This window comes from Sphingomonas sp. OTU376, from assembly GCF_038440415.1.
Lineage (GTDB): Bacteria > Pseudomonadota > Alphaproteobacteria > Sphingomonadales > Sphingomonadaceae > Sphingomonas > Sphingomonas kyeonggiensis_A.
In genome coordinates, this window is record NZ_JASATQ010000039.1 from 10,901 (window position 1) to 37,785 (window position 26,885).

29 protein-coding genes and 1 pseudogene are annotated in these 26,885 nt (G+C 67.3%); 7 read left to right on the plus strand and 23 right to left on the minus strand.

Translation table 11 applies throughout. The annotated features are described in order from the left end of the window. Positions 1-41: 41 nt before the first annotated feature. From AAHM44_RS15820 to AAHM44_RS15895, 16 genes are all read right to left on the minus strand, one after another. Positions 42-935 carry a cell division protein FtsQ/DivIB gene (locus AAHM44_RS15820; RefSeq protein ID WP_184171047.1) on the minus strand — a complete coding sequence of 298 codons (894 nt, stop codon included), beginning with the start codon at positions 933-935 and terminating at the stop codon, positions 42-44. Further along, positions 932-1,855, minus strand: coding sequence for a D-alanine--D-alanine ligase (locus AAHM44_RS15825; protein ID WP_311768534.1), 924 nt, complete (start codon positions 1,853-1,855; stop codon positions 932-934). The genes AAHM44_RS15820 and AAHM44_RS15825 overlap by 4 nt, the downstream gene beginning before the upstream one ends. Continuing rightward, positions 1,852-2,796, minus strand: coding sequence for a UDP-N-acetylmuramate dehydrogenase (gene murB, locus AAHM44_RS15830; protein ID WP_342250589.1), 945 nt, complete (start codon positions 2,794-2,796; stop codon positions 1,852-1,854). Before murB ends, AAHM44_RS15825 begins: the two co-directional genes overlap by 4 nt. Next, the gene (gene murC / locus AAHM44_RS15835) at positions 2,751-4,157 is read right to left on the minus strand and encodes a UDP-N-acetylmuramate--L-alanine ligase (protein ID WP_342250590.1); all 1,407 of its coding nucleotides are present in this window, start codon (positions 4,155-4,157) and stop codon (positions 2,751-2,753) included. The genes murB and murC overlap by 46 nt, the downstream gene beginning before the upstream one ends. Then, a complete protein-coding gene (gene murG / locus AAHM44_RS15840; RefSeq protein ID WP_184171038.1) occupies positions 4,154-5,305 on the minus strand; it encodes an undecaprenyldiphospho-muramoylpentapeptide beta-N-acetylglucosaminyltransferase in 1,152 nt (383 codons plus the stop codon). Before murG ends, murC begins: the two co-directional genes overlap by 4 nt. Then, complete coding sequence (locus tag AAHM44_RS15845; RefSeq protein ID WP_260396327.1) at positions 5,302-6,531, minus strand: FtsW/RodA/SpoVE family cell cycle protein; 1,230 nt, start codon at positions 6,529-6,531, stop codon at positions 5,302-5,304. Before AAHM44_RS15845 ends, murG begins: the two co-directional genes overlap by 4 nt. Further along, on the minus strand, positions 6,528-7,868 hold the full coding sequence (murD, locus tag AAHM44_RS15850; protein ID WP_342250591.1) for a UDP-N-acetylmuramoyl-L-alanine--D-glutamate ligase: 1,341 nt from the start codon (positions 7,866-7,868) through the stop codon (positions 6,528-6,530). Before murD ends, AAHM44_RS15845 begins: the two co-directional genes overlap by 4 nt. Continuing rightward, complete coding sequence (gene mraY, locus AAHM44_RS15855; RefSeq protein ID WP_342250592.1) at positions 7,865-8,935, minus strand: phospho-N-acetylmuramoyl-pentapeptide-transferase; 1,071 nt, start codon at positions 8,933-8,935, stop codon at positions 7,865-7,867. Before mraY ends, murD begins: the two co-directional genes overlap by 4 nt. Continuing rightward, complete coding sequence (locus tag AAHM44_RS15860; protein ID WP_269575886.1) at positions 8,935-10,308, minus strand: UDP-N-acetylmuramoyl-tripeptide--D-alanyl-D-alanine ligase; 1,374 nt, start codon at positions 10,306-10,308, stop codon at positions 8,935-8,937. The genes mraY and AAHM44_RS15860 overlap by 1 nt, the downstream gene beginning before the upstream one ends. Further along, entirely contained in the window at positions 10,305-11,723 is a 1,419-nt protein-coding gene (locus tag AAHM44_RS15865; RefSeq protein ID WP_342250593.1) for a UDP-N-acetylmuramoyl-L-alanyl-D-glutamate--2,6-diaminopimelate ligase, read from the minus strand. Before AAHM44_RS15865 ends, AAHM44_RS15860 begins: the two co-directional genes overlap by 4 nt. Next, positions 11,720-13,435, minus strand: a complete 1,716-nt coding sequence (locus tag AAHM44_RS15870) for a peptidoglycan D,D-transpeptidase FtsI family protein (protein ID WP_269575888.1) — start codon at positions 13,433-13,435, stop codon at positions 11,720-11,722. Before AAHM44_RS15870 ends, AAHM44_RS15865 begins: the two co-directional genes overlap by 4 nt. Beyond that, positions 13,432-14,004, minus strand: coding sequence for a hypothetical protein (locus AAHM44_RS15875; protein ID WP_184171021.1), 573 nt, complete (start codon positions 14,002-14,004; stop codon positions 13,432-13,434). Before AAHM44_RS15875 ends, AAHM44_RS15870 begins: the two co-directional genes overlap by 4 nt. 1 nt (position 14,005) lies before the next feature. Next, a complete protein-coding gene (gene rsmH, locus AAHM44_RS15880; protein ID WP_221416629.1) occupies positions 14,006-14,923 on the minus strand; it encodes a 16S rRNA (cytosine(1402)-N(4))-methyltransferase RsmH in 918 nt (305 codons plus the stop codon). A 32-nt stretch (positions 14,924-14,955) separates the two neighbouring features. Continuing rightward, a complete protein-coding gene (locus AAHM44_RS15885; RefSeq protein ID WP_269575889.1) occupies positions 14,956-15,441 on the minus strand; it encodes a division/cell wall cluster transcriptional repressor MraZ in 486 nt (161 codons plus the stop codon). Positions 15,442-16,240: 799 nt separating this feature from the next. Continuing rightward, entirely contained in the window at positions 16,241-16,549 is a 309-nt protein-coding gene (locus AAHM44_RS15890; RefSeq protein ID WP_269575890.1) for a hypothetical protein, read from the minus strand. 57 nt (positions 16,550-16,606) lie between these two features. After that, positions 16,607-17,599, minus strand: a complete 993-nt coding sequence (locus AAHM44_RS15895; RefSeq protein WP_269575891.1) for a cysteine synthase A — start codon at positions 17,597-17,599, stop codon at positions 16,607-16,609. 168 nt (positions 17,600-17,767) lie between these two features. Between AAHM44_RS15895 and AAHM44_RS15900 the strand changes: the two genes are divergently transcribed. Together AAHM44_RS15900 and AAHM44_RS15905 are read left to right on the plus strand one after the other, a co-directional pair. Beyond that, entirely contained in the window at positions 17,768-17,971 is a 204-nt protein-coding gene (locus AAHM44_RS15900; RefSeq protein ID WP_269575892.1) for a hypothetical protein, read from the plus strand. Between the two features lie 133 nt (positions 17,972-18,104). Further along, positions 18,105-18,572, plus strand: coding sequence for a hypothetical protein (locus AAHM44_RS15905; protein WP_269575893.1), 468 nt, complete (start codon positions 18,105-18,107; stop codon positions 18,570-18,572). Here AAHM44_RS15905 and AAHM44_RS15910 read toward each other — a convergent pair. Then, a complete protein-coding gene (locus AAHM44_RS15910) occupies positions 18,569-18,904 on the minus strand; it encodes a DUF962 domain-containing protein (protein ID WP_342250594.1) in 336 nt (111 codons plus the stop codon). The two genes, AAHM44_RS15905 and AAHM44_RS15910, sit on opposite strands and share 4 nt — an antisense overlap. A 22-nt stretch (positions 18,905-18,926) precedes the next feature. On the opposite strand from AAHM44_RS15910, the gene AAHM44_RS15915 reads away from it, so the two are divergent. After that, positions 18,927-19,424, plus strand: coding sequence for a DNA-deoxyinosine glycosylase (locus tag AAHM44_RS15915; protein WP_342250595.1), 498 nt, complete (start codon positions 18,927-18,929; stop codon positions 19,422-19,424). A gap of 16 nt (positions 19,425-19,440) precedes the next feature. Here AAHM44_RS15915 and AAHM44_RS15920 read toward each other — a convergent pair whose 3' ends face one another. Next, positions 19,441-19,950 carry a hypothetical protein gene (locus AAHM44_RS15920; protein ID WP_342250596.1) on the minus strand — a complete coding sequence of 170 codons (510 nt, stop codon included), beginning with the start codon at positions 19,948-19,950 and terminating at the stop codon, positions 19,441-19,443. 390 nt (positions 19,951-20,340) lie between these two features. Here AAHM44_RS15920 and AAHM44_RS15925 point away from each other — a divergent pair, with 390 nt between their 5' ends. The 3 genes from AAHM44_RS15925 to aat all read left to right on the plus strand — a co-directional run bounded on the left by AAHM44_RS15925 (position 20,341) and on the right by aat (position 22,261). Further along, positions 20,341-20,688, plus strand: coding sequence for a hypothetical protein (locus AAHM44_RS15925; protein WP_342250597.1), 348 nt, complete (start codon positions 20,341-20,343; stop codon positions 20,686-20,688). A gap of 86 nt (positions 20,689-20,774) precedes the next feature. After that, positions 20,775-21,509 (plus strand): ParA family protein, encoded by a 735-nt coding sequence (locus AAHM44_RS15930; RefSeq protein WP_342250598.1) that lies wholly within the window; start codon positions 20,775-20,777, stop codon positions 21,507-21,509. Beyond that, entirely contained in the window at positions 21,506-22,261 is a 756-nt protein-coding gene (aat, locus tag AAHM44_RS15935; RefSeq protein WP_342250599.1) for a leucyl/phenylalanyl-tRNA--protein transferase, read from the plus strand. The genes AAHM44_RS15930 and aat overlap by 4 nt, the downstream gene beginning before the upstream one ends. A gap of 35 nt (positions 22,262-22,296) precedes the next feature. On the opposite strand, the pseudogene AAHM44_RS15940 reads toward aat, so the two are convergent. The 5 genes and pseudogenes from AAHM44_RS15940 to AAHM44_RS15960 all read right to left on the minus strand — a co-directional run. Beyond that, positions 22,297-22,737: pseudogene (locus tag AAHM44_RS15940) on the minus strand (DUF2155 domain-containing protein); the annotation flags it as partial. Continuing rightward, positions 22,734-23,126, minus strand: coding sequence for an NADH:ubiquinone oxidoreductase subunit NDUFA12 (locus tag AAHM44_RS15945; RefSeq protein ID WP_184170984.1), 393 nt, complete (start codon positions 23,124-23,126; stop codon positions 22,734-22,736). The pseudogene AAHM44_RS15940 and the gene AAHM44_RS15945, both read right to left, overlap by 4 nt. A 38-nt stretch (positions 23,127-23,164) precedes the next feature. After that, entirely contained in the window at positions 23,165-23,647 is a 483-nt protein-coding gene (locus tag AAHM44_RS15950; RefSeq protein WP_269575899.1) for a DUF192 domain-containing protein, read from the minus strand. A 13-nt stretch (positions 23,648-23,660) separates the two neighbouring features. Continuing rightward, positions 23,661-24,245, minus strand: coding sequence for a cold-shock protein (locus tag AAHM44_RS15955; protein ID WP_184170978.1), 585 nt, complete (start codon positions 24,243-24,245; stop codon positions 23,661-23,663). A gap of 66 nt (positions 24,246-24,311) precedes the next feature. Continuing rightward, positions 24,312-24,845 (minus strand): regulatory protein RecX, encoded by a 534-nt coding sequence (locus AAHM44_RS15960; RefSeq protein WP_269575900.1) that lies wholly within the window; start codon positions 24,843-24,845, stop codon positions 24,312-24,314. A 120-nt stretch (positions 24,846-24,965) separates the two neighbouring features. Here AAHM44_RS15960 and AAHM44_RS15965 point away from each other — a divergent pair, with 120 nt between their 5' ends. Continuing rightward, entirely contained in the window at positions 24,966-26,738 is a 1,773-nt protein-coding gene (locus AAHM44_RS15965) for a fatty acyl-AMP ligase (RefSeq protein WP_269575901.1), read from the plus strand. Positions 26,739-26,885 lie beyond the last annotated feature (147 nt).

The following is a 26,885-nucleotide window of genomic DNA, read 5'->3' on the forward strand; positions in this document are numbered from 1 at the left end:
TATGAATCAGGATTTTGCCCTGATTACAACTACGGTGTTACTCATAATCCCGTCGCGGGCGGCGCGCCGATCGCGGCGGGCCGGCGGACGACCAGATTATCGGGGTCGCGCATGTCGAACCCCAGGTTTCCGCGGCCGAGCAGCCGATACGCCCCATCCTTCTCGGCGAAGGTCTTGAGCGCGTCCTTCGCTTCCTTGTCGCCCTCGGGCAGCTGGAGCTTCTCGCCGGTATCGAAGATGATATCCCAGCGGCGATTGCCCACCCAGGTGGCGGCGCGGACCAGCGGCTTGAGCGCGGGCGCGCTGTCCATCAGGTCGCGGCGCGCGGGCTCCTGGTTGTTGGCGCCGTCGCCGATCAGCAGCGGCAGGTCCGGCATCGCTTCGCGCGACACCGGCTCCAGCGGCACGCCGGTCGGGTCGATCAGCATCAGCTGGCCATGGTTCTGCCAGATCGCCGCAGGCTCGCGCTCGACGATGTCGATCAGCAGCTTGTCGGGCAGCCGACGTGAAACACGCGCATCCTTGATCCAGGGATAGGCAAGCAGCTTGGCACGGACCTGGCCAAGGTCGACCAGCGGCATCGCGCGCGAATTCTGGTCGAGCACCTGCTGGTACACGGTCATGCGGTTCATCCGCTTGAGCCCGTTGATCTGGATCGTGTCCACCCGCAGCCCGGCATCGCCCACAGCCTGCGCGGCCCCCGTGCCGATGATCTGCGGGATGCCGAACCAGGTCGCGACGGTGATCGCGCCGATCCCGAAGATGCCGACAATCCCCCAGGTCGCCATGCGCGTGAGCGTCGCCTGGTCGAACGGCAGCGCGGCCAGCGCCTGGTCCATCAGGCCCGGCTGCTTCTTGCGCGGCTGCTGCTTGCGTTTCGCTACCGGCTTCGCCCCGCGACGGGTGGCCGTCCGCTTGGCGGGCTGCCGGCTCATCCGCTCAAGGCCTCGTCGACGATGCGCTGGCACAGCTCGGGATAGGAGATGCCCAGGTGGCGCGCCTGCTCGGGCACCAGGCTCAGCGGCGTCATGCCCGGCTGGGTATTCACCTCGAGCAGGAACAGCCCCTCGATCCCCATGCTGTCGTCCCAGCGGAAATCCGAGCGCGAGGTGCCCTTGCAGCCGAGCAGCTTGTGCGCCTCGAGCGCGATGCGCTTGCACGCCTCGGTGATCTCGTCGGGGATCTGCGCCGGATAGACATGCTCGGTCAGCCCGTCGGTGTACTTGGCGTCGTAATCATAGAAGCCGCTCTTGGGCTTGAGCTCGGTCACCCCCAGCGCCTCGCCCGCGAGCACCGCCGTGGTCAGCTCGCGCCCGCGGATGAACGGCTCGGCGAGCAGCTCGTCGAACTCCTGCCACGGCCCGCGCGCGTCCGGCGCGATCGGGTTGCCGTAATTGCCTTCCTTGGTGACGATCGCCACGCCCACCGACGAGCCCTCGTTCACCGGCTTCAGCACATAGGGGCGCGGCAGCGGGTCCTCGCGGTGGAGGTCCTCGGTCTTGACCATCCGTCCGCCGGGCATCGGGATGCCGTGCGGCACCAGCGCCTGCTTGGTAAGCTGCTTGTCGATCGCGATCACCGAGGTGACCAGCCCGGAATGCGTGTAGCGCACGCCCATCAGGTCGAGCATGCCCTGCACCGTGCCGTCCTCGCCCGGCGTGCCATGCAGCGCGTTGAACACCACATCGGGCTTCGCCTCGGCGATCTTCAGGGCGACGTCGCGATCCATGTCGATCCGCGTGACCTTGTGGCCCAGCCCCTCCAGCGCGTCGGCGATGCCCGCACCGGACATCAGCGACACCTCGCGCTCGGCCGACCAGCCACCCATGAGAACTGCGACGTGCAACGACTTCACTTGCCAACCCCTATCCGCTGGATTTCCCACTCCAGCTCCACACCCGACTGCGCCTTCACCTTCGCGCGGACGTCCTCGCCCAGCGCCTCGATGTCGGCGGAGCTAGCATTGCCCAGATTGAGCAGGAAATTGCAGTGTTTTTCGCTGACCTGCGCATCGCCGCGCATCAGCCCCCGGCAGCCGGCCGCGTCGATCAGCGCCCAGGCCTTGTGCCCGTCCGGGTTCTTGAAGGTCGAGCCGCCGGTCTTGGAGCGCAGCGGCTGCGACTCCTCGCGCGCCGCCGCGATGCGGTCCATCTCTGCCTGGATCACCGCCGGTTCCTCGCCATGCCCGCGGAAGGTCGCCGAGATCACGATCGCGCCCTCGGGCAGCGCGCTGTGCCGATAGGTATAGCCGAGATCCGCCAGCGCCAGCACCCGGCGCTCGCCCGATCGCAGCACGACCTCGCATTCGACCAGCACGTCCTTGACCTCGCGGCCATAGGCGCCGCCGTTCATCCGCACGAACCCGCCGACCGTGCCGGGGATCGAGCGCAGGAACTCCACCCCGCCGATCCCGGCATCGCGCGCCTTCGAAGAAACCAGAATGCCCGAAGCCCCGCCGCCGCAGCGCAGGGTCGTCGCATCGAGCTGTTCGACCCCGGCAAAGGCCTTGCCCAGCCGCACGACCACGCCCGGCACGCCGCCGTCGCGCACGATCATGTTCGAGCCCAGCCCGAGCCCCATCACCGGCACGTCGGAATCGAGCCCGGCGAGGAAATCGGCCAGATCCCCGGCATCGGCCGGCTCGAACAGCCACTGCGCCGCGCCGCCGCTCTTGAACCAGACGAGCGGCGCCAGCGGCGCATCCGCAGTCAGTTTTCCGCGCACGGGAGAGAGCGCGGCAGCCGCCTGGTTCACGCCCGCGCTTCCTCGATCGCGCCGGCCAGGTTCGCCGCCCATTTCGTGATGTCGCCCGCGCCCAGGCAGATCACCATGTCCTTGGGCTGCACCACGCCCGCAAGCGCCCGCGCCAGCCCGTCCTCATTCTCCACCGCCGCGACCGAGCGATGCCCGCGCCGCTGGACATTCTCGACCAGCGCCTCGGCGCTCACGCCCTCGAGCGGCAGCTCGCCCGCCGCATAGACCGGCGTGACATAGACCATGTCGGCGTCGTTGAAGGCCTGGGCGAACTCGTCCATCAGGTTCTTCAGGCGCGTGAAGCGGTGCGGCTGCACCACCGCGATCACCCTGCCCTCGGCGCTCTCGCGCGCCGCCGCCAGCACCGCGCGGATCTCCACCGGGTGGTGGCCGTAATCGTCGATGATCGTCGCCCCGTTCACTTCGCCGACCTTGGTGAAGCGGCGCTTCACCCCGCCGAACTTGGCGAAGCCCTGCTGGATCGTCGCATCGGGAATGCCCAGCTCGAGCGCCACGCCGATCGCGGCCAGCGCGTTCTGGACGTTGTGGCGGCCCGGCATCGGCAGCTCGATCCCCTCGATCGAGCGGGTGGTGCCGTCGCGGTTGCGGATGATCGCCTCGAAGCGGTTGCCGCCATGATGCGGCGTCACATTGACGCCGCGCACATCGGCCGAAGCCGCGAAACCATAGGTCACGATCCGCCGGTCGCGCACGCGCGGGATGATCGCCTGCACTTCGGGATGATCGAGGCACAGCAGGGCCGCGCCGTAGAAGGGCACATTCTCGACGAACTCGACGAACGCATCCTTCACCGCATCGAACGAGCCATAATGGTCGAGATGCTCGGGATCGATATTGGTGACGATCGCATAGGTGCCGTCGAGCCGCAGGAAGCTGCCGTCGCTCTCATCGGCCTCGACCACCATCCACTCGCTGTCGCCCAGCCGCGCGTTCGAGCCGTACTGGTTGATGATGCCGCCGTTGATCACGGTCGGGTCCACCCCGCCGGCATCGAGCAGCGCCGCGACCATCGAGGTCGTCGTCGTCTTGCCGTGCGTGCCGGCCACCGCGACGGTGGACTTCAGCCGCATCAGCTCGGCCAGCATCTCGGCGCGGCGCACCACGGGGATGCGGCGCTGATAGGCGGCCTCGACCTCGGGATTGGTGCGCACGATCGCGGTGGAGACGACCACCACCGAAGCATCGCCCAGATTCTCCGCCTTGTGGCCGATGGTCACCGGAATGCCGCGGCTGCGCAGCCCCTGCACGACATAGCCCTCGGCCACGTCCGATCCCTGCACCGAATAGCCGAGATTGTGCATCACCTCGGCAATGCCCGACATGCCGATGCCGCCGATACCGACGAAATGGATGGTACCGATGTCCTTCGCGACACCCTTCATGCGAACGCTGGCCTTCCCTGCATGGAGATGCGCTGGCCCTTGATCGGGGCTTCGGGCGCATCGATGGATTCGACGAGATCGGCAAGGTCGCGCGTGGCGTTGGGACGGCCCACGCTGCGCGCCCGCGCCGCTGCATTCTCAAGGCCCACCGTGTCGAGCCCGAGCTTCTGGATCTGCTTGGCCAGCTCGGCGGCGGTGAAGCCCTTTTGCGAGATCGTCCGCGCGCCGCCGGCGGCGGTGATCTCGCGCGCATTGGCGGTCTGGTGATCGTCGGTCGCGCTGGGCAGCGGCACCAGGATCGCCGGGCGGCCCGCCGCGGTCAGCTCGGCAATGGTCGAGGCCCCTGCCCGCGCGATCACGATATGCGCCCAGGCCAGCGCCTCGGGCATGTCGGTGATATAGGTGGAGACGTCGGCCGGGATGCCATGCGCCTGATACTTGGCGCGCACCGTCTCGATATCCTCCACGCGCGCCTGGTGGGTCACCTGCAGGCGGCGGCGGAAATGGACGGGCAGCAGCGCCAGGCCATCCGGCACCACCTGGCTCAGCACGGTCGCGCCCTGGCTGCCGCCGGTGACGAGCACGCGGAAGATGCCGTCCTCCTCGAGCAGCGGATAGGGCCGGTTGCGCAGGTTGAGCACCGCCTCGCGCACCGGATTGCCGACGAGATGCGCCTTGGCTTGCCAGCCCGGCTTCATCCGGTCGACCTGCTCGTACGACGTCGCGATCGCATCGACGCGTCCCGCAACGAAACGGTTCACCCGGCCGAGCACCGCATTCTGCTCATGGATGATCGTCGGCACGCCGGCCCGGAACGCCGCGAGCAGCGAGGGCAGCGCGGGATAGCCGCCGAACCCGATCACCGCCGAAGGCTGGATTTCCTTGTAGAGCCGCAGCGCCATCGAGCGCCCGGCCATGATCTTGCCCGCCGCGCGGATATAGCCGAGCGGCCCGCCGCCCAGCCGTCCGGCCGGCAGCACATGTGTCTCGACGCCGTCGAACAGGCCCGGGAAGCGCACGCCACGGTCGTCGCTCACCAGCGCCACATGATGGCCCCGCTCGGCCAGTTCCGCTGCCAGGGCGGCAGCGGGCACCATATGCCCACCGGTGCCGCCGGCTGCGAGGACATAGCTTCGGGACTGACTCATGCGTTGGTGCTCCAGCGGCCGGTATAGGGCGAGCGCTTCAGATACGGGTTTCGCCGCGTGAAGGCGAGAAGCAACCCATAGCCGATCGCCAGCGCGATCATCGACGATCCGCCATAGGAAATGAAGGGCAGCGTCATGCCCTTGGACGGGGCGATGCCGGTGTTCACCGCCATGTTGATCAGCGATTGCACGCCGAACTGGGCCGCCAGCCCCGCCGCGGCGAGCAGGCGGAAGGCGTCTTCCTCGTCGAGCAGCTTCATCAGCACGCGGATCACGATGGCGAGATACAGCAGCGCGATCACGATGCAGGCGATCAGCCCGAACTCCTCGCCGATCACCGAGAAGATATAGTCGGTATGCCCTTCCGGCAGCTTGAACTTCATGATGCCGTTGCCGGGCCCGCGCCCGAGCAGCCCGCCGGCGGTCAGCGTGTCATGCGCCATCTCCACCTGGTAGCGCTCGGCAAGGGCGGCGTCCTTGGTGGGAAACAGGAAGTTGTCGATGCGGGTGCGCGCCGTGCCGTAGAACAGATAGGCCGCGATCACGCCGGCGACGGCGGTGCCGAACAGCCCGGCAATCGCCGCCGGGGAAATGCCCGAGATCATCAGCAGGATGATCCACACGCTGGCGAACACGATCGTCTGGCCGAAGTCCGGTTGCAGCATCAGCAGCACGCCGATCAGCGCGGTCAGCCCGCCGGTGACGAACAGCACCGGCAGCTGCGGATCCTTGGCGCGGAAGCTCAGCATCCAGGCGGTCGCAACGATGAACAGCGGCTTGAGGAACTCGGAAGGCTGGAATTCGGAGATGCCGACGCCGATCCAGCGCTTGGCGCCGTTCACCTCGTGCCCGATGATCGGCACCAGCGCGAGGCAGGCGAGGAATATCGCCGCCCCGATCAGCGCAAGCCGCCTGGCAAGCGTGACCGGCAGCATCGACACGGTGACGAGCACAGGCACGCAGATGCACACCCACACCAGCTGTCGCCAAAAATAATACATCGGCGCCATCACATGGCTGGCGTCCGAATAGCGGCGCGCGGTCGCGGGCGAGGCCGCGGCGACCGCAACCAGACCGATCGCGATCAGCAGCAGCGCCAGCGTGAGCAGCACGCGATCGACTTCCCAGAACCACATGCCGGCGCGCGTCTTGCTCGCGCGGCCGAGTTGTGGCGAGCCGCGGCGGCGGGCCTCGGGCTCCGCTTCCTGCGGCATCGTGTCGTTCATCCCAGTGCCTCCACCGCGTCGCGGAAGGCCTGGCCCCGGGCTTCATAGTCCTTGAACTGGTCGAACGACGCACAGGCGGGCGACAGCAGCACCACTTCGCCCGGCTGGGCATTGGCGGCGGCGGCCTTCACCGCGACATCGAGCGTGCCCGATCGCTCGACCGGCATCTCGCCTTCGAGCAGCTTCGCGAACATCTCGCCCGCATCGCCGATCGTGTACGCCTTCACTACATGGCTGAAGCCCGGCCGGCAGGCATCGAGATCGTCGGTCTTGGCCTTGCCCCCCAGGATCCAGTGGATCTTCGGATAGGCCGAGAGCGCCGGCGCGGTGGAATCCGCGTTGGTCGCCTTGCTGTCGTTGATGAACAGCACGCCGTTCACGGTCTTCACCCGCTCCATGCGGTGCGGCAGGCCGGGGAAGCTCTCCAGCCCCTTGTCGATCGCGGCCTGCTCGATGCCGAGCGCCTGGCAGGCAGCGATGGCGGCGAGCGCGTTCTGGGCGTTGTGCGGCCCCTGCAGGGCCGGCCAGCGCGACTGGTCCATGCAGATGCCCGGCGCGATCCGGGTCAGGTCCTCGCTGCGGCCCGCGGCGGCAACCTGCTGCGCAATGGCCGCCGAGGGCTCGTCACCGATGCCGATGATCGCGGCATGCCCCTTGGCCTGCATCGCGAACAGCCGCGCCTTCGACGCCGCATAGGCCAGAAACCCGTCATAGCGGTCGAGATGGTCGGGGGTGATGTTGAGCAGCACCGCGACGTCGCAGTCGAGGCTGTGGGTCAGGTCGATCTGGTAGCTCGAAAGCTCCAGCACATAGACGCCGCCTTCGGGAAGCGGGTCCTGCCCCAGGATCGGCAGCCCGATATTGCCGCCCATCCGCGTCGGGATGCCGGCGGTCTCGATGATATGGTGGATCAGCGCCGTGGTGGTCGACTTGCCGTTGGTCCCGGTGATCCCGACCACGCGGTGCGCCGGCATCTCGGCACGGGCTTCGGCGAACAGCTCGATGTCGCCGATGATGGGGACGCCGGCTTCCGCCGCCTTCGCCGCGATCGGATGCGTATTCAGCGGCACGCCCGGAGAAACGGCGACGCCGGCAAAGCCCGCGAGATCGATCTCCAGCGGATCAGCAATCTCAAGCCCCTCCCCTTCGGGGGAGGGGTTGGGGTGGGGCAGCGTCTCACCGAGACCGGGAGCCAATTTGGCCCGCGCCGCCTCATTGCTGTCCCAGGCCACAACTTCCGCCCCGCTCGCCAGCAAGGCATGCGCCGTCGCCGCGCCCGAGCGCGCAAGCCCGAGCACCGCATAGCGTTTGCCGCGCCAGGACGTGCTGGTGATCACCGCAGCTTGAGCGTCGCGAGGCCCGCCAGCGCCAGCACGAAGGCGATGATCCAGAAGCGGATCACGACCGTCGGCTCCGACCAGCCGAGCTGCTCGAAATGGTGGTGGATCGGCGCCATCCGGAAGATGCGCTTGCCGGTGCGCTTGTAGAAGAACACCTGGATGATGACGCTGAGCGCCTCCATCACGAACAGGCCGCCGATGATGCCGAGCACCAGCTCGTGGTGCGTGGTCACGGCGATCGTGCCGAGCGCGCCGCCGAGCGCGAGGCTGCCGGTATCGCCCATGAACACCGCCGCCGGGGGCGCGTTGAACCACAGGAAGGCGAGCCCTGCGCCGACCATCGCGCCGCAGAAGATCGCCAGGTCGCCGGCGCCGGGCACGTGCGGGATGCCGAGATAGACGGCGTAGATCTTGTTGCCCGCCAGGTAGGCGATCAGCATGAACGCCATGCTGGCGATCACCACCGGCATCGTCGCCAGACCGTCGAGCCCGTCGGTCAGGTTCACCGCATTGCCGAACGCGACGATCACGAAGGCGGCGAAGGCGATGTAGAAATAGCTGATGTCGGGGTGGAAGCTGCTGAAGAAGGGCACGTAGAGCTGGGTGCCGTTCTGCGAGCAGATGATCGCCGCGGCGATGCCCGCGATCGCGAACTCGCCGATCAGCCGCACCTTGCCCGATACGCCCGCGGTCTTCTGCTTCCGCACCTTGTCATAGTCGTCGAGGAAGCCGATCATGCCGAAGCCGAAGGTGACGAACATGCAGGCCCAGACATAGGGGTTGCGCAGGTCCATCCACAGCAGCAGCGACAGCATCAGGCTGGTCAGGATCATCAGGCCGCCCATGGTCGGCGTGCCGCGCTTGGCGAGGTGGCTCTGCGGGCCGTCGTCGCGGATCGGCTGCCCCTTGCCCTGGCGGACGCGCAGCCAGCCGATGAACTTCGGGCCGATGACAAGGCCGATCAGCAGCGCCGTCGCCACCGCGCCGCCGGTGCGGAACGACAAATAACGGAACAGGTTGAACACGCCGGGGAAGCCGAGCAGCTCTGCGATCCAGTACAACATCAGGCAGGTGCCCTTTCCGCCAACGCCGCAACGACCGACCCGAGCCGCACGCCGTTAGAGCCTTTTATGAGAACGGCGTCCCCGGCCTGGAGCATGTCATCGAGCCTGCCCAGCGCGGTCGCCGCGTCGGGCACATGGACGAAATCGACCGCGCCCTCAAGCGCCTGTGCGAGCGGCGCCATCGCTTCACCGACCAGAATGACGGATTCGACGCCCGCCGCCTCGATCGGGCCCGACAATTCGGCGTGGAAGGCATCCGAATGCTCGCCCAGCTCGCGCATCTCGCCGAGCACCGCCAGCTTGCGGCCCGGCTCCTGCGCCAGCACCGCCAGCGTCGCGCGCATCGAGGCGGGGTTGGCGTTGTAGCTCTCGTCGATCACCAGCGCGGTGCCGCCGCGCACCGGCACATTGAGCCGCGCCCCGCGCCCGGCCAGCCCGCCCAGCTCGGCGAGCGCCAGCCCGGCCAGCTCCAGATCGGCGCCCACCGCATCGACCGCGGCGAGGATCGCCATCGCATTGGAGACCCAGTGCGCCCCCGGCTGCGACAGCGTGAAGCTCAGCTCGCGCTGCCCGAAGCGCGCGGTGACGAAGGTGCCCCCCGTCCGCGTCCGCATCGTCTCGACCGCGCGGTAATCCGCGCCCTCGCCCAGCCCGAAGGTGACGATCTTCGCCGCGTAGGGCCTGGCAGCCTCGATCAGCCGCTCGCGGTGCGGGCTGTCGAACGGCACGATCGCGGTGCCGCCCGGCTCCAGCCCCTGGAAGATCTCGCCCTTGGCGTCGGCGATCGCTTCCTCGCTGGCGAAGAAGCCCATATGCGCCGGCGCGATCGTGGTGACGATGGCGACATGCGGCCGCACCAGCCGGGTCAGCGCCGCCAGCTCGCCCGCATGGTTCATCCCCATCTCGAACACGCCGTAGCGCGTATTCCGCGGCATCCGCGCCAGGCTCAGCGGCACGCCGGTATGGTTGTTGTAGCTCTTGACCGAGCGATGCGCCTCGCCCGGGGCATTGCGCTCGAGCGCCGCGAACAGCGCTTCCTTGGTCCCGGTCTTGCCGACCGAGCCGGTGACGCCGATCACCTTGCCCTGCATCCGCGCCCGCGCCGCCGTACCCAGCGCATCGAGCGCCGCGACCGTGTCCGCCACCAGCACGTGCGGGAACGCAGTCGCCTGCGACACCACCGCCCCCGCCGCCCCCTGGGCGAAGGTCTGGTCGAGGAATTTGTGCCCGTCGGTGGTCTCGCCCTTGAGCGCGAGAAACAGATCCCCCTGCCCCACTTCGCGCGAGTCAAAGGCAACGCCCGAGACTTCGAAGTCCGCCGAAGCCGTGCCGCCGGTCGCCCCGGCGATCTCGTCTGCGGTCCACAGCCTCACGCCGCGCTCTCCCGCGCCACGCTGACATCGTCGAACGGCAGCACCATGTCGCCGACGATCTGGCCCTGCTCATGCCCCTTGCCGGCGACCAGCACGATGTCCTCGCTGCCCGCCATGTCGATCGCCGCCTTGATCGCTTCGCGGCGCTCGCCGATCTCGATCGCCCCCGGCGCCCCTTCGAGCACCTGGGCGCGGATCGCCGCCGGATCCTCGGAGCGCGGATTGTCGTCGGTGACGATCACCACGTCGGCACCCGCCGTCGCCGCCTGCCCCATCGGGGCGCGCTTGCCGGTATCGCGGTCGCCGCCCGCGCCGAACACGATGATCAGCCTGCCCCTGGTATGCGGCTTGAGCGCCGCGATCGCCGCCTCCAGCGCATCCGGGGTATGCGCGTAATCGACATAGACCGGCGCGCCGACCTTGGTGATCACCGCGCGCTCGAGCCGCCCGCGCACCGGCTGCAGCCGGCTGAGATCGCTCAGCGTCTGCGCCACGTCCCCGCCAGTCGCCACCACCAGCCCGGCCGCGACCAGCGCATTGGCTGCCTGGTACGCGCCGATCAGCGGCAAATTCACCTTGTAGGTCTGGCCCTCGGCCTCGATCGTCAGTCCCTGGCCGAGCAGGGTCGGCTCGCGACCCACCAGCCGCAGCGTCGAGCCATGCTCGCCCACCGTGACCAGCTTGTTGCCCCGCTGCCGCGCCAGGTCCTCGATCCGCGGCGCATTGGGATCGTCCGCCCACACCACCGCGGTGCCGCCGTCCAGGTCGAGCACATCGGCGAACAGCCGCATCTTGGCGTGGAAATAGGTTTCCATGTCGCCGTGATAGTCGAGGTGGTCGCGACTGAGGTTGGTGAACGCCGCCGCCTTCACCGGCAGCCCCTCGGTCCGGTATTGCGAGAGCCCGTGCGACGAAGCCTCGAACGCGACATGGCTCACGCCCTCGCGCGCCAGCCCGGCGACGTTGGAGAGGAAGGTCACGATATCCGGCGTGGTCAGGCCCGTCGAAACCGTATCGTCCGCCGTGGTCACCCCCAGCGTGCCGATCGAGGCGGCATGGAAGCCGCGCATCCGCCACAGCTGCCGGGTCATCTCGACGGTCGAGGTCTTGCCGTTGGTCCCGGTCACCGCCACCGCGGTCCCCGGGAACGGCGCGAAGAACGCCGCCGCCAGCCGGGCGAACTTCTCGCGCGGATTGTCGTCGGCGATATGCAACACGCCTTCCACCTTCGCGCCCGGCCGGGCGACAATGGCGACGGCACCGGCCTTCACGGCATCGGCGATGAAGTCCTCGCCGTTGAAGCGCGCCCCTTCGAACGCGCCGAATATGGTTCCGGGGGCGACCTTGCGATGGTCGATGGCAAATCCGGTGACGACGGCGTCTTCCCCGCCTCCCGTCAGCGCGCCCAGTTTCATTCGGGATCCTTCTTGTCGGCGTCCGGCCCCGCCCAGATCAGCGGCAACAGCTCGCGCTCGTCAATATCGCGGTTCGCATCCGGCACCACGCCCAGCAGCGAGCCGGTGCGCCCCACCACCCGCGCGACGACGGGCGCCACGGTCCAGGCAGCGGTCGTGCGGTACACGCCGATCGAGGGGTTGGACTTGGGCGAATCGAGCATTGCGATCATGACATAGCGCGGCGCGTCGATCGGGAAAGCCGCCGCAAACGTCGAAACGTTGCGACTCTTGTCATAACCACCGCCGGCGGCCGCCTCCGCCGTGCCGGTCTTGCCGCCGATGCGGAAGCCCGGGGCCTCGCCCTTGCGGCCGGTGCCCTTGAGCACGATCAGCCGCAGCAGCTGGCGCATCCGGTCGCTGGTCTCCTGCTTGAGCACGCGCTTGCCCTGGGGCGGATGCGCCGCATCCACCTTTCGCAGCGTCGCCGGATACAGGATCCCGCCATTCACCATCGCCGCATAGGCCGTGGCGAGATGCAGCGGCGTCACCGCGATGCCATGGCCATAGGCGGTGGTCATCACCGTGATCCGCCCCCAGCTCGCCGGCCAGAGCGGCTTGGCGCTCGCGTCGAGCTCGATCTTCGGCCGCTGGTCGAATTCGAAGCGGCGGAAGATCTCCTGCATCTTCGCCGCGCCCAGCTCGTCGGCGATGCGCGCGGTGGCGATGTTCGACGAATAGATCAGCGTCTCGGGGATGTTGAGCCAGCGGAACTGCTCGTCGCCCGGATCGTCATGGATCTTGAAGCGGCCCACCTGCAGCGGCACCGTCGCATCGAAGCGGCGCGCCATCGAGGTGATCGTGCCGGTGTCGATCGCGGCCGCCACGGCGATCGGCTTGAAGGTCGATCCCAGCTCATAGACGCTCTGCGTCACATTGTTGCGCGGCGGCGGCCCGTCGATCGCATTGGGATTGAAGGCCGGCAGCGAAGTCATTGCAATCACTTCGCCGGTCTGCACGTCCAGGATCACGCCGGCGGCGCCGCGCGCCTGCAGCTGCGTCATCGCCGTGCCGAGTTCATTCTCCAGCGCCGCCTGCACGCGCAGGTCGAGCGAGAGCGCCACCGGCTGGCCGCGCCGCGCCGGATCGCTCAGCTGCGCATCGAGCACCCGCTCCATGCCGTAGCGGCCATGGCCGGTGCTATCGATATAGCCGAGCACGTGCGCCGCCAGCGTCGATTGCGGATAGAGCCGGTCGTTCTCGCGCTGGAACTCGATCGCCGGCTGGCCCAGCTCGTTCACCTGGGCAACCAGCTCGGGCATCGCCCGGCGCTTCAGGAACGCGAAGCTGCTGCCCGATTTGAGGATCGCGAAATACTTCTCGGCGCTCTGCTCGGGGATCAGCTCGGCCAGCTTCTTGGCAAGCTCGGCCTTGTCCCCGATCACCTGGTTCGGGTGGATCGCGATCGTCCAGCTGTCGATCGAGCGGGCCAGCGGCGCGCCCCTGCGGTCGGTGATGTCGCCGCGCGGCGGCACCAGGCTGGTCGCGATCTCGCGCGCCGTCGCCGGCTCGGCCCATACCGCCAGGAAGGCCAGCTTGCCGATCACCACCAGCATGCCGAAGCCGAACAGGATCGACAGGATCATCAACCGCACCTGGGCGGTGGCGACAAGCGCCTGACGGGCATCGCCCGTACGGCCCTTGCGGGCCGGCGGGGCGACGACGACGATCAACGGAGTGCCAGCTTCTCGCGCTGCGCAAGCTTCTTCAGGTCGTCGATGGTCGAGGTGCTGAGCACGCCCTTGTCCACCATCGCCACTGCGCGCTTGTCAGCCTTCTTCATGAGGTCGTGAAGTTCCCGGTCCTGCTGCGCCACGCTCTTGCCCGAAACGGCCTGGGCCGGCGCAGGCGTCGCCTGCACCGGAGCCGCCGCTGCCGTCGCCACTGCTGCGGCAGGCTGAGCCGAAGGCGCGCCGGTCGGAACGATCAGCGCGGCGTTCTGCATCTGGGCGGGCTGGTCGAGGCTGGCCAGCGCCGTCTCGCTCGCCAGATACTGGCCGGACGTCGGCGCGGCAAGCGCCAGCACGTCGCCGTTCCAGCGCTCGATCTGCGCCAGGTTGGCCCGCGTCTGGAACTCGGTTTCCAGCCCGCGAATGTCCTTCTGCGCCTGCAGGATCGCGATCTTCATCGCGTTGAGCCGGGCCTGCTCGGCCGCACCGTGCGAATTGACCATGTAGCACGCCGGCGCCACCACAACGGCGCAGAGGAGCCACCCCAGTCCCTTGAAGCTCTGAACGGCCATCTTACGCTACTCCTTCACTGGACCACGGTGCCGCGGCGGTCCGCCGCGCCACGCGCAGCGTCGCCGAACGGGCACGCGGATTACGGGCAACCTCCTCGTCGCTCGGGCGCACGGCCTTGGCGGGAGGTTCGAAACTGGGCGCGGCTACCGGGGCCATTGCCGGGCGATGGCGCGAGCCGGCGGGCTCGCTGCCGCTGCGCTCGCGCAGGAACCGCTTCACCACCCGGTCTTCCAGGCTGTGGAAGGTCACCACCGCCAGCCGACCGCCGGGCTTGAGCACGCGCTCGGCCGCGGCCAGGCCTTCCGCCAGCTCGTCGAGCTCGCGGTTGATGAAGATGCGCACCGCCTGGAAGGTCCGGGTCGACGGGTCCTTCTTGTCGTGCGGTTTGTGGCCCAGCGCCTTGCGGACGACATTGGCCAGTTCGGTCGTCGTGGTCAGCGGGCGCGCGCGGACGATCGCGCTGGCGACGCGGCGCGAGCGCGGCTCCTCGCCATATTGATAGATCACGTCGGCGATCTCGCCCTCGTCGGCCGAGTTCAGCCATTCCGCCGCGGTCATCCCCTCGCCGGCCATGCGCATGTCGAGCGGCCCTTCCTGCTGGAAGGAGAAGCCGCGCTCGGCCTGGTCGAGCTGCATCGACGATACGCCGATATCCATGGTCACACCGTCGACGGGCACCAGCCCGCGCCGCTCCAGCTCGCCCTCGAGCTGGCTGAACGGCGCCTCGATCAGCACCAGCCGCCCGCCCGACGCCGCGACGAGGGTTTGGCCGCCTTCGATCGCACGGGGGTCGCGATCGAAGGCGGCCACCTCGGCACCCCGCTCGAGGATGGCGTTGGTGTAGCCGCCTGCGCCGAAGGTGCAGTCGACATGGCGCTCGCCGGGCACGGGGGCGAGGCCGTCGACCACTTCGGTCATCAGCACGGGAATGTGGGGCTCGGTCGGGGAGCTCACAGCGTCACTCCCTTGGCCTGGCACAGATATTCGCAGATCTCGCGCAGCGTGGGGTCCGCGTCGGGATCGTTCATCAGGCGCTCGGGCGCCCAGATGTCGAAGGTTTCGCCGCTGCCGTAGAACAGCGCCCATTTCTGGATGCCGGCCTTCATCTTGAAGAAGGGCGGGATCACGAAGCGGCCGGAATCGTCGAACGGGGCCTTTTCGACCTGGCCGAAGGCGCGGCGCTTGGCGCGCGGGTCGGCGTCCTCGCCACGATCGGCTGCCTGCTGCTCCTTGCGGTCGAGGCGATCATACTTCTCCTTGGACCAGGAGAGGTCATGCGCCGACAGGCACGGATCGTAAGGATGCAGGCCGACGACGATCTGGCGGATGTCGGAATTGCGCTCGGCGGCGGCGCGCAGGTCTGCGGGGATGGCGACGCGACCCTTCTGGTCGACCGCCTGGAGCGCAAATCCCTCGAAGAGCTCCCTGTCCGCCACGCCATTACCCCAATGGGCACGACTTTCCCGCCTCCGGAATCAACCCCCACGGCCGCTCCGGCGCTTTTGAACTGACGGAAAAAGGGCGTGCCCCCTCTTAAGCATTCTTTTTAGCAGAAATGCTCGGGGATTCAACGGGAGAATTGGGGATTGAGCGGGAATTTGCCCCACTCGGCGCCAATTTCAAGCCATGTTTTGCTTAGAATCGTCTTTTGTTCGCTTCTGTTCCGGTAGGTCGCTACGCATAATCCACATCCGCTAGGGGATATTCCTGAAAGTGGGGCCCAATCCCGCCGGATCCCGGGAAAACCGCCCAAGTGGCGCGATTTCCCCGTTTTCCCGCATCCGCCTGGCATGGGGCTCCCAAGGAGCGGTCGGGCGCACATCTTCCGGAAACCGCAGAAATCCTGCGAGTCGCCACGAAAACCCGCGCCGCTTAACCAGTTTCAGCAGGATTCAAGGCGTTTTGCGCGGACGAGGCAAGGAAATTGTGGATAGCGGACGCGCGCCCGTCTCCACTCCACCAGTTCCCCGGCGAAGGCCGGGGCCCAGTCTCGGCGACCCAGGTCAGGCGCGAGAACCTCTCGAACCTCCAAGGGGCAAAGCCCTTGCAATGTAGGATTCCGCCTGCTTGCCTCACACCGCCGGGGCGACACCCCGCCGCACCTTTAAACCGTCGAGAGGGAAACACGCGCGAGAACCGCCAAAACCGGTTCCGCGAAAGCGGGATTGCGCACGCCGTCGCCGGGAAGTTCGAATCCCTCCCCCTGCGCGCGCCGTGTCGTGAAATGCAAAAACGCTAGCGCGACTCGCCATTCTGCTGCGGCGCAGCCTCGGCCGGGTCGGTCTTCTCGGTGGTGGTGGTGCTGGGCGCGGCACCCAGTTCGGCGAGCGGCTCGTCCTTGATCTTCTCGCCAAGCGAGTTGCCGACGGCGGTCATGTTGGCCACGACGCTCACATTGGCGCCGCCGATCGCGGAAACAGCCGTGTCCCGCGTGCGCCAGTTACCGATCGCGCTGGCGAGCGCAATCATCACCGCCACAATGGCGAGCCCCGTAAGACCAACGCGCACGCGCTGGATCGTATGGGCGGTATCAGGCGAACCCACGCTCATATCTGTTGCATAAATGTAACGCCGAACTGCCCCGTTGCCAAGACAGGTCGTTCACGCCTCGGCGAGCCACTCCGGCACCGGCAATCCCTTGGCGGTTAACCATTCGGCGTTGTACAGCGTTGAAAGGTAACGGAATCCGGTATCGCACAGGATCGTCGCGATCCGCTTGCCCGGGCCAAGCTCCCTGGCCAGCCGGACGGCGCCGGCTACGTTGATGCCCGAGGACAGGCCAAGGCACAGCCCCTCCTCCTTGAGCAACCGCTCGACCCATTCCAGGCCTTCCTCGTCGGAAATGCGGAACTGCGCATCGATCGGCGCGCCTTCCAGGTTGCCGGTGATCCGCCCCTGGCCGATGCCCTCGGCAACCGAGCTGCCCTCGGCCCGAAGCTCGCCGCATTGGTAGTAGTTGTACAGCGCGGCGCCATGCGGGTCGCTCAACGCGATGCACACCTTCTCGTCCTTCGCCTTGAGGCCCAGGCCCACGCCGGCGATCGTGCCGCCGGTACCTGCCGAGCAGGTGAAACCGTCGATCCGGCCATCCATCTGAGCCCAGATCTCCTCGGCGGTGCCGTGGATATGGGCCTTGCGATTGGCGGTGTTGTCGAACTGGTTGGCCCAGATCGCGTTGGCCGTCTCCTCGGCGATGCGCCGCGAGGTGTGGACGAAATGGCCGGGGTTCGAATAGGGCGCCGCCGGCACCAGGACGAGCTCGGCACCGAGCGCGCGCAGCGTGTCCATCTTCTCGCGGCTCTGCGTCTCGGGCATCACGATGATCGTGCGATAGCCCTTGGCATTGGCGACCAGCGCCAGCCCGATGCCGGTGTTGCCGGCCGTACCCTCGACGATGCACCCGCCCGGCTGGATCAGCCCGCGCTCCTCGGCATCGTTGACGATGAACAGCGCAGCGCGATCCTTCACCGAGGCGCCGGGATTGGCGAATTCGCACTTGCCGTAGATGTCGCAGCCAGTGGCCTCGCTCGGCCCCTTCAGGCGCACCAGCGGCGTGTTGCCGATGAGCGCCAGCGTGTCGGATGTCGCATGCATGGCGGCTAGATGGAGGGGATTGGCCGATACCGCAAGCAAGCGCTGGCACATCGCCGCCAAGTCCCGCTTTTACGCCTTTACGAAACGCTTATGCGCCCACGCGAAATTCGTCTCGAAGCTTAACGCACCCCCACCCTATCTCGCGCTCCGTTCACTTGAGGAGTGCATATGGTTTCGCGTTCCGAACATGTCCTGCGTGTCGGCCAGGATACCGAAGGCCACTGGGTCGTGCAGGAGGAGGAGGGCCAGCTCGAAGGGCTGTTCCGCTCGCGCGACGCGGCCATCCGCTTCGCCCTGTCAGAGTGCCGCGCCTTTCCCGGCGCCCGCATGGTGCTCGCCACCACCCCGCTTCACTCGATCCTGTCGCACTGATGCATGACCGCCTTGCTCGCGCTCGCCTGCGCGCTGCTCGTCCGGCTTCCGGTGAACGACACGCCCCATCCCACCGCCGGATTCAGGGATCCCTGTCGCTGAGGACCCCCATGAATTCCCAGGAGAAGAAACAATGACTGCCACCCAATTCTCGCTCGGCGGGCTGCTGCGCCGCGCCGGCCTGTCGACCGAACCTGGAGGATCGCGACACGGCCCCTGCGACGCGCGGATCGCGAAAGCGCTGCTCGAATTCCGCAACCATGGCCACCGCTCGGTTCGCATGCTCGACCTCGACTGCGCCGATGGCGGCCGCCTCCTTCGCGCCGCTACCAAGGCGCGCGAACTGGGTTTCGTCTCGATCGAAGGCCGCGGCGTGTCGCTCTGGACCGCAGGCATTCGCCACGCCCGCTGGCAGGCCGAGACCGACGCCCACCCCTCCACCGAGCTGCATTTCGAGATCGCCGAGCCCATCGCCGCGCTCGCCTCCGAGCATGACGGCGCCGCCGACCTGATCTTCCTGTCCGAACCGATGCCCTATCCGTGCAGCCCGCTGGGCGGTGCGCTGGCGCGTCTTGGCGGCAGGGTGCTGGCGGAGGGCTAGGCCGTCGCCACGCCCGCCCGGGCGAGATGCGCGTCGAGCCGGCCGCCGAACCACAGGAAGAACATCCGATAGTCCGAGACCAGCGACCAGAGCGGATAGGTGAAGGTCGCCGGCCGGTTCTTCTCGACGCCGAAATGTGCCGCCCAGGCAAAGCCATAGCCCGCCAGCGGGATCGCCAGCCACCACCACCAGCCCGCGCCGCCCAGCGCGAGCAGCAGGAACCACAGGGTCAGGATCGTGCCGACATAGTGCATGCTCCGCGTCCACGGCTTCCCATGCTCGCGCAGATAGAAGGGCCAGAATTCGCGATAGGTGGTGATGGTGCCTGCCATGACGTCAGGCTAACGCGGCTTGATGGATCCGCGCAAGCACAGCTTCCCTCCCATGGTCGACGCCTGCACCCGCCTGCTAGTCCTCGGCTCGCTCCCCGGGGAGCGCTCGCTGGCCGAACAGCGTTATTATGCCCATCCGCAGAACCAGTTCTGGCGCCTGATCTCCCCCGCGGCGGGGCGCGACCTGGCTGCGCTGGACTATCCCGACCGCCTCACCGCGCTGCTCGACGCGCATATCGGCCTGTGGGACGTGGTTGCCAGCGCGCGGCGCACCGGCAGCACCGATGCCGCACTGCGCGATGTCGAAGGGCATGACATCGCCGCCCTCGCCGCCACCCTGCCCGATCTGCGCGCCATCGCGTTCAACGGCGGGACCGCATTCCGCACCGGATCGAAGCAGCTTGGCGCCGTGGCCGCACGCTACACGATCGTCGCCCTGCCCTCGTCGAGCCCGCTCCACACGATCGGCTTCGAAAAGAAGCTCCCGCATTGGGAGGCGCTGAGGCCGCTGCTCGCCTGATGGGTCGCTCAAAGGCTCAGTGCGCATTCCCCGCATCGTCCGCGGCCTTGTCCGCCGACGCGTTCCCGGCATCGGATGCCGAATTCAGCCCGTCCACCGGCCGCACGCCCGCGCAGCCGTGGAAGACCTTGTCGGCGATCTTCAGCTCCGCGGTCAGCGGGCGCTCGATCACCGGCTCCCCACCTTCGGTGCAGCGCGCATTGGTGAAGGTGATCGTTACCGGCTGGCCGAGCGTATCCTTGGTCTGCCATACGGCCTTGTCATCGCGCACCTGTGGCGAGACCGGATAGAATTGCGAGACATCGCCTTCGCTCCCGCGCCCGGCAAAGCGCGTGAGGGTGATCGACCCCGGGGCGACTTCCAGCGACCAGGTCAAGGCATTGTCGGTCGCGCGCAGCGGCTTGTTGAGGGACACATCGCCAAGATGCGCCCCCCTTGGGCTCGGCGCAGCCTTGGGCTCCTCCGCCTTTTCCGTCGATCCGCAGGCCGCCAGCATGAGCAGCGCGACAATGGCGAGTGCCCGCATTGATCATTCTCCCTCGCCGCGACCCTGCGCAGGGCGCCTGCGGTGGTCAAGCCATGGAGCGCCGCCAGGTCTTGGTCTTGGTTGCCGCATCCGGATCGACTCGACGGCCCCTATTAACCGGAAATCGGCTGCGATACTTGCCCGCGAATGCGCTGCATGGCGGCAGAATCGACCGTACAGGCACAAAGATCGCTTTTGGACGTATTCCGGAAATGAGTGAATTCCATGAATGACATCGGTGTCTGCCATGACTTCGCAACATTACGGATGTCATGTCGCAGCGCACAATCGATATGTAACTCTATATCACGAATCGCTTGACGATTCTTGCATGGTGAACGAAAGCTCCAGTCCGTTATGAAGAAAGCCCCCTTTTTTGCCGCCGCCGCAGTGCTCCTTTCGCTCGCTGCCTGTGAGAACAAGCCCGAGGAAGTCTCTGGCACCGCTCCGGATCCCCAGGCTGAAGCCCTGAAGAACGCCCCCAAGGTCGAGCTGCCGCCGTCGATCGAGGCCTCGGTCTCGATGCGCTGCAAGGACAACAGCGTCGTGTTCGCCGACTTCTATCAGGGCGCCAAGATGGTCCTGATCAAGGAAACCAAGGACGGCCCGGGCACCCTGCTCAAGGCGCCGGAAGCCGGCCAGCCCTTCGTCGCCGACGGCGGCTACAAGGTCACCGGTACCTCGAAGAACGCCACGATCGAAGTTCCCGGCAAGGGCTCGCGCGCCTGCCACGCCTGATCGCGGCATCCAGTGTTTCATCAAGGGCCGGCGGGCATTCCCGCCGGCCCTTTTTCATGCAAGGCTAGCCGCAAGAGGAGAGCGCATTGGCGACGGTGGCGATCTACAGCCTGAAGGGCGGCGTCGGGAAAACGACGCTTGCCGTGAACCTGGCCTGGGCATCGGCCACATTGTCGGCCCGGCGCACGCTGCTCTGGGATCTCGATCCGCAGGCCGCCTCGACCTATCTCGTCGAGCCCGAGGGCAAGACCCGCGACCAGGCACAGGCGATCTTCACCAAGGATATCGCCCCCACCAAGCTGGTCCAGCATACCGGCATCGAGCGGCTCGACCTGATCGGCGCCGACACTTCGCTGCGCGGCCTCGACCTCACCTTCCACGAGCTCGACAAGAAGAAGCGGCTGGCCAAGCTGCTGGGCGAGCTGGACAAGGCCTATGACCGGGTGCTGCTCGATTGCCCGCCGGGACTGACCGAGACCAGCGAGCAGGTGATGCGCGCCGCCGACCTGATCGTCGTGCCGGTGATCCCCTCCCCGCTTTCCACCCGCGCCTTCGAGGAAGTCTCGGCGCACCTCGCGCGCAAGGGCGGCAAGGTGTCGCTGATGCCGGTGCATTCGATGGTCGATCGCCGGCGCAAGCTGCATGTCGAGGCAGTGGCGGCGCATCCCGACTGGCCGGTGATCCCGATGGCGAGCATCGTCGAATCGATGAGCGTACGCCGCGCCGCGGTGGGCAGCTTCGCGCCGCGCAGTCCGGGCGCCCAGGCCTTTGCCGCGCTGTGGCAAGCGATCGAGCGCCGAATCACGGGCAAGAAACGTTGAGCCGCGCCCAGCCGCCGCAACAGGAACTCGACCCCGACCTGGTGCTGCGCGCCTATGCCATGGGCGTGTTCCCGATGGCCGATCACCGCACCGCCGCCACCGTCTATTGGGTCGAACCCAAGCTGCGCGGGGTGCTGCCGCTCGACGGCTTCCACTTCTCGCGCTCGCTCCGCAAGGTCATCCAGTCGGGCCGCTTCCGGCTGACCGTGGACACCGCGTTCGAGCGAATCATCCGGCTCTGCGCCGAAAGCGCCGCCGACCGTCCCGATACCTGGATCAACGGCCCGATCGAGCGCGTCTTCCTCGAGCTGCACCGTCGCGGCTTCGCCCATTCGGTAGAATGCTGGGACGGCGACACGCTCGCCGGAGGCCTCTACGGCTTGGCGCTCGGCCGGGCCTTCTTCGGCGAATCGATGGTCACACGCGTACCCAACGCATCCAAGGTCGCCTTCGCGCACCTTGTCGCCCGGCTGGCGGCCGGCGGGTTCACCCTGTTGGATTGCCAGTTCATCACCGAGCATCTCTCGACGCTCGGCGCGATCGAGATCCCGCGTGACGATTATGTCGCGTTGCTGGGCGCAGCGCTCGGCGATTCGGCCGCGGGGCTCTCAACGGGTGCGCCTTCGGTCGATGGCGACTTCTTCGCGCTCGATGCGTTGCCCGATCCGCTGCCGCCCGCGGCCGGAGCCGGCACCGTGTCCGGCCCGCTGTCGCGGAAGGTCATCGCGCAGCTCTTGGGCCAGACATCGTAGATCGGGTGCTGGACGACGTTGAGCGCCGGGCGCTCGGCGAACAGCCAGCCCGAATGGACGCGGTGCCATTTCTTGTCGACTTCGAGCACATCCACCTGGACGAACGCGCCGGTGAGCTGGTCCGCTTCCCAGGGCGCGGTCTTGTCGCAGGCCCTGAGGCGGACGATCACATCGCCGATGCGCACGGCCTGGCCGGGCTTAAGCTTGAACTCGCGCGCTTCGCCATTGCGCTTGTTGAGGATGCCGAGCACCGCGACGCGGTCCTTCATCGGCGTCGCCGAGGCATCCTCTATCGCCTTGCCGTCACGATCGACCGTGATCACGTCCGCAGGCTGGCCGCCCGAGTCGCGACCGCCAGTCGTGACGATCTCGTCGGAGGCGGTGTTCTTGGTCGCATCCTTGCCGCCCCCGCCCGAGCATGCGCCGAGGGCGAGCAGCAGCCCGGCCGCGACGGCTCCAGCGGGGCGACGCATCATGCGCCGGGGGTCCAGGCCTCGTAGTCGCCGGTGGCGCGGGCACGATGGCCGCCCTTTTCCAGCGCGCCGCTCGGGCGATAGGCGAGCTGCGAACCGGTCAGGTTCACTTCGCCGGGAATTTCCCATGCCTTGGGTGCCGGCAGTGCCTGGTCGGGCACCGAATCGATCTGGTGGTGGAGCCAGCTGAACCATTCCGGCGGCACGCGGCTCGCATCGTTCGAGCCGTTATAGATCACCCAGCGGCGCGTGATGCCGTTGGGGTCCTTGCCGCCCTCATAATAGAGGTTGCCCATATGGTCTTCGCCGACCTGCGTCTTGCTGCGCAGAGCGATCCAGGTGCCGAAGGTGGCGCCGTTCCACCAGGTGAAGGGATTGAGATTGAGGCCCATGGGCGCGGATTAGCGAGGAGCGCGGGGCGAGGCAATGCTTACTGCTTCGCCCAATGCACCTTGTCGCCCGCCTTGATGCCCAGTTTTGCCGAAACGCCGGCATTGATCTCGAGCACGGCGGCCACCGGCTCGCCCGATTTCACATTGTCCTCGGAGAAGGGCACCGCATTCTCGCCGATCCGGGCGATGCTGCCGTCGGCGCGGATGAAGATGATGTCGAGCGCGGTCGGCGTGTTCTTCATCCAGAAGCTCGCCTCGCGCGGCTCGCCCTCGGCCGGATAGGGCGTGAAGATCATCCCGCCGTCCTGCGGGATGTTGGTGCGGAACATCAGCCCCCGCTCCTGCTCGGCCGAAGTCCTCGCCACTTCGACATGGAAGACATGCGGGCCATTGGCGCTCTCGACGATGACGTCGATCTTCTTCGCCGCCTGAACTGCCGCGGGGCCGGTCTCCGCCGCTCCCTGGCAGGCACCCGAGACAAGCAACACCGAAGCGGCGAGCGCCGCTCCCAACCCACGCATGCACTTCATCTGACTAGCTGGTCCTTTCGACCGCCACGGCAAGCGGCCCTTTTTCGCCATCGACGATGCGTGCGCTGAGCGGCTGGCCGGGTTCGACCTCCTCGATATCAGCACGGCGCAGCGTCTCCATATGGACGAATATATCGGCCGAGTCGGACCCGCGCACCAGGAATCCATAGCCCTTGAGGCGATTGAACCACTTCACCTCCACCGGCTCGAACGGCCCGGCGGTCTCGATCAGCTTCACCCGGTCGGTGCGCTCGGCCGGGCGCTTGGGCGCCTCGACCGCTTCGCTCAGGTCGATGGAGATGATCTCGCGCGCCTGCAGCCCGCGCTGGCGCTTCACGGCAGTGCACTCGACCCGAGCCCCCTCGGGCAGCGAGCGCCGGCCATGTTCCTGAAGCACGGTGAAATGGATAAGAATGTCGCCCACGGCGGCATCATCGGCCACTAGAAAGCCGAACCCCCGCGTAACGTCGAACCATTTCACGACACCGGCAAAGACCTGACCTTCGTCCATCCGGTCCCCGCCAATTCCCCCGTTTTCGTCCGGCGTGTCAGTATAGTCCTTCTGCGCAACCTGTTGGTCAGCACGCATTTTCCTGTCCCCCGAAGGACGTCATTAACATAGTATTTTCCATAAATGGAATTGCCTTTGTGCGATTCATTTCCGGAGTGTGTCTTCCGGGTCATCCCCCGGGGCCATGCGGACGATCGCGCGAGCCAGCCCGGGCGAATGCCCGGCCCGGATCATCGCCGCCATCTGCTTTTCCTGGAGCGGCCGATCGGCGAGTTCCCGGCCATAGGGACCAATCCGCTTGCGCCGCGCGAACGTGATCGCGCTCGAGACGCCGTCCGCCTCTATCGCGGGCGCCAGCGCCTCGGCATCCTCGGCCTCCACCCCGGCAAAGCGCAGGGCCTCCCGCACCCTGCGCGCGCCCAGGCCGCGCCGCGCCATCGATCCCGCCTTCGATTCGGCATAGAGCCTGTCATTGACATAACCGAGTTCGGCCATCCGCTCTGCCAGCCCTTCCGGATCGGGCGATTTTTCTCCGTCCCAGCCCCGCTCACGCAGCTTTCGGGACAGGTACGCCGTCAGTTTAGCTCTTGTCGTAGCGTAACGTTCGACATAGCGGAGCGCGAAACGCTCCAGATCGGCGCTATTCAGCGGTGGCAGGGGGCGTCTCGGGTCAGGCATGCGCCATGATTGTGCCACAGTGGCAACCGATTTTGAACGATAGTGCGTAGCAGAGGCTAGCCTCAAAAAAATGTCGTGGGGGCACGACGTTGGCTACCACGCAGGGGCACGGAATAAAGAATGGTATTGGACGTTACGGGATCGCTAGAGGCAGAAAAGGAAGCGGGAACGCTCGCGCCTACGCCTACCGATGACAGCCTGCCGCGTCGCCTTGCGGATTTCGATACGCTGGGCGATGCGCTCGATTACGCTGCTCAGGGCGTACGTGGGCTCAACTTCCACGATGCGCGCGGCAACCTCGTGCGCCCCTATCCCTTCGCGGAGCTTCGCGAGGATGCGCTGAAGCAGGCCCATCGCCTGATCGCCGCGGGCGTGAAGCCCGAGGATCGCATCGCGCTGATCGCGGAGACGGGCGCCGAATTCGCCTCGCTCTTCTTCGGCGTGGTCTATGCCGGCGCCTGGCCGGTGCCGCTGCCGCTGCCGACCAGCTTCGGCGGCGCCCAGTCTTACATCGACCAGCTGACCGTCCAGCTGCAGAGCTGCGATCCCTCGATGCTGCTCTACCCGCCCGAGATCGGCGCGATGTGCGCCGAGGCGGCGCGCGGCCGCAACGTGCCGGGCGTCGACTGGTCCGAGTTCGTCCAGCGCGACGCGGTGCCGGTGGAACTGCCCGAGGCGAAGACCAGCGACATCGCCTATCTCCAATATTCGAGCGGTTCGACCCGCTTCCCGCACGGTGTGGTCATCACCCACCATGCGCTGCTCAACAACCTGGCGGCGCACAGCCACGGCATGAACGTGACCGATGGCGACCGCTGCGTCTCGTGGCTGCCCTGGTACCATGACATGGGCCTGGTCGGCTGCCTGCTCTCGGTCGTCGCCAACCAGGTTTCGACCGATTATCTCAAGACCGAGGACTTCGCCCGGCGCCCGCTCGCCTGGCTCGACCTCATCAGCCGCAACCCGGGCAACACGCTCAGCTATTCGCCGACCTTCGGCTACGACATCTGCGCCCGCCGCATGTCGAGCCAGACCAAGGCGAGCGAGCGCTTCGACCTGAGCCGCTGGCGCGTCGCCGGGAACGGCGCCGACATGATCCGCCCCGACGTGATGCAGTCGTTCGTCGACGCGTTCGCCGATGCGGGCTTCAAGGCGACTGCCTTCCTGCCGAGCTACGGCCTGGCGGAAGCCACCCTCGCCGTGTCGATCATGCCGCCGGGCGAAGGCATCATGGTCGAGCTGGTCGAAGAGACCCAGCTTTCGGGTGGCGAAGTCGCTCGCGGCGACCGCCCGCAGCGTTTCCGCGCCATCGTCAATTGCGGCGTTCCGGCGCGCGACATGACGATCGAAATCCGCGAGGAGGACGGTACGCCGTTGCCCGAGAAGGCGATCGGCAAGGTCTGGTGCAAGGGCCCGTCGGTCATGGTCGGCTATTTCCGCGACCAGGAAGCGACCGATGCCTGCCTCAAGGACGGCTGGCTGGATACCGGCGACATGGGCTACATGTCGGACGGCTATATCTACATCGTTGGCCGCGCCAAGGACATGATCATCATCAACGGCAAGAACCACTGGCCCCAGGATATCGAATGGGCCGTGGAGCAGCTGCCGGCGTTCAAGCAGGGCGACGTGGCCGCCTTCGCGATCACCACCCCGGGCGGCGAAGAGACGCCTGCGGTGCTGGTCCAGTGCCGCACCTCGGACGAAGCCGAGCGCCTGCGCCTGCGCGACGAGATCCGCGAGCGCGTCCGCTCGGTGACGGGCATGAACTGCGTGATCGAGCTCGTGCCGCCGCGCACCCTGCCGCGCACCAGCTCGGGCAAGCTCAGCCGCGCCAAGGCCCGCAACCTCTACCTCAACGGCGAGATCAAGCCCTACGCGCTCGCCGCCTGATTTTGCAGATCACGACACGGGCCGCGCAGGGCGAGGGATTCGAACCCTCGACCGGCGGCTGGTGGAATCAGGGTTCGGGAAGCCGCTTCCGGGCGGTTTCCGCGGAATAGCCGGTTGACGGGGTCAAGGAGCGGCCGGGTGGTTCGC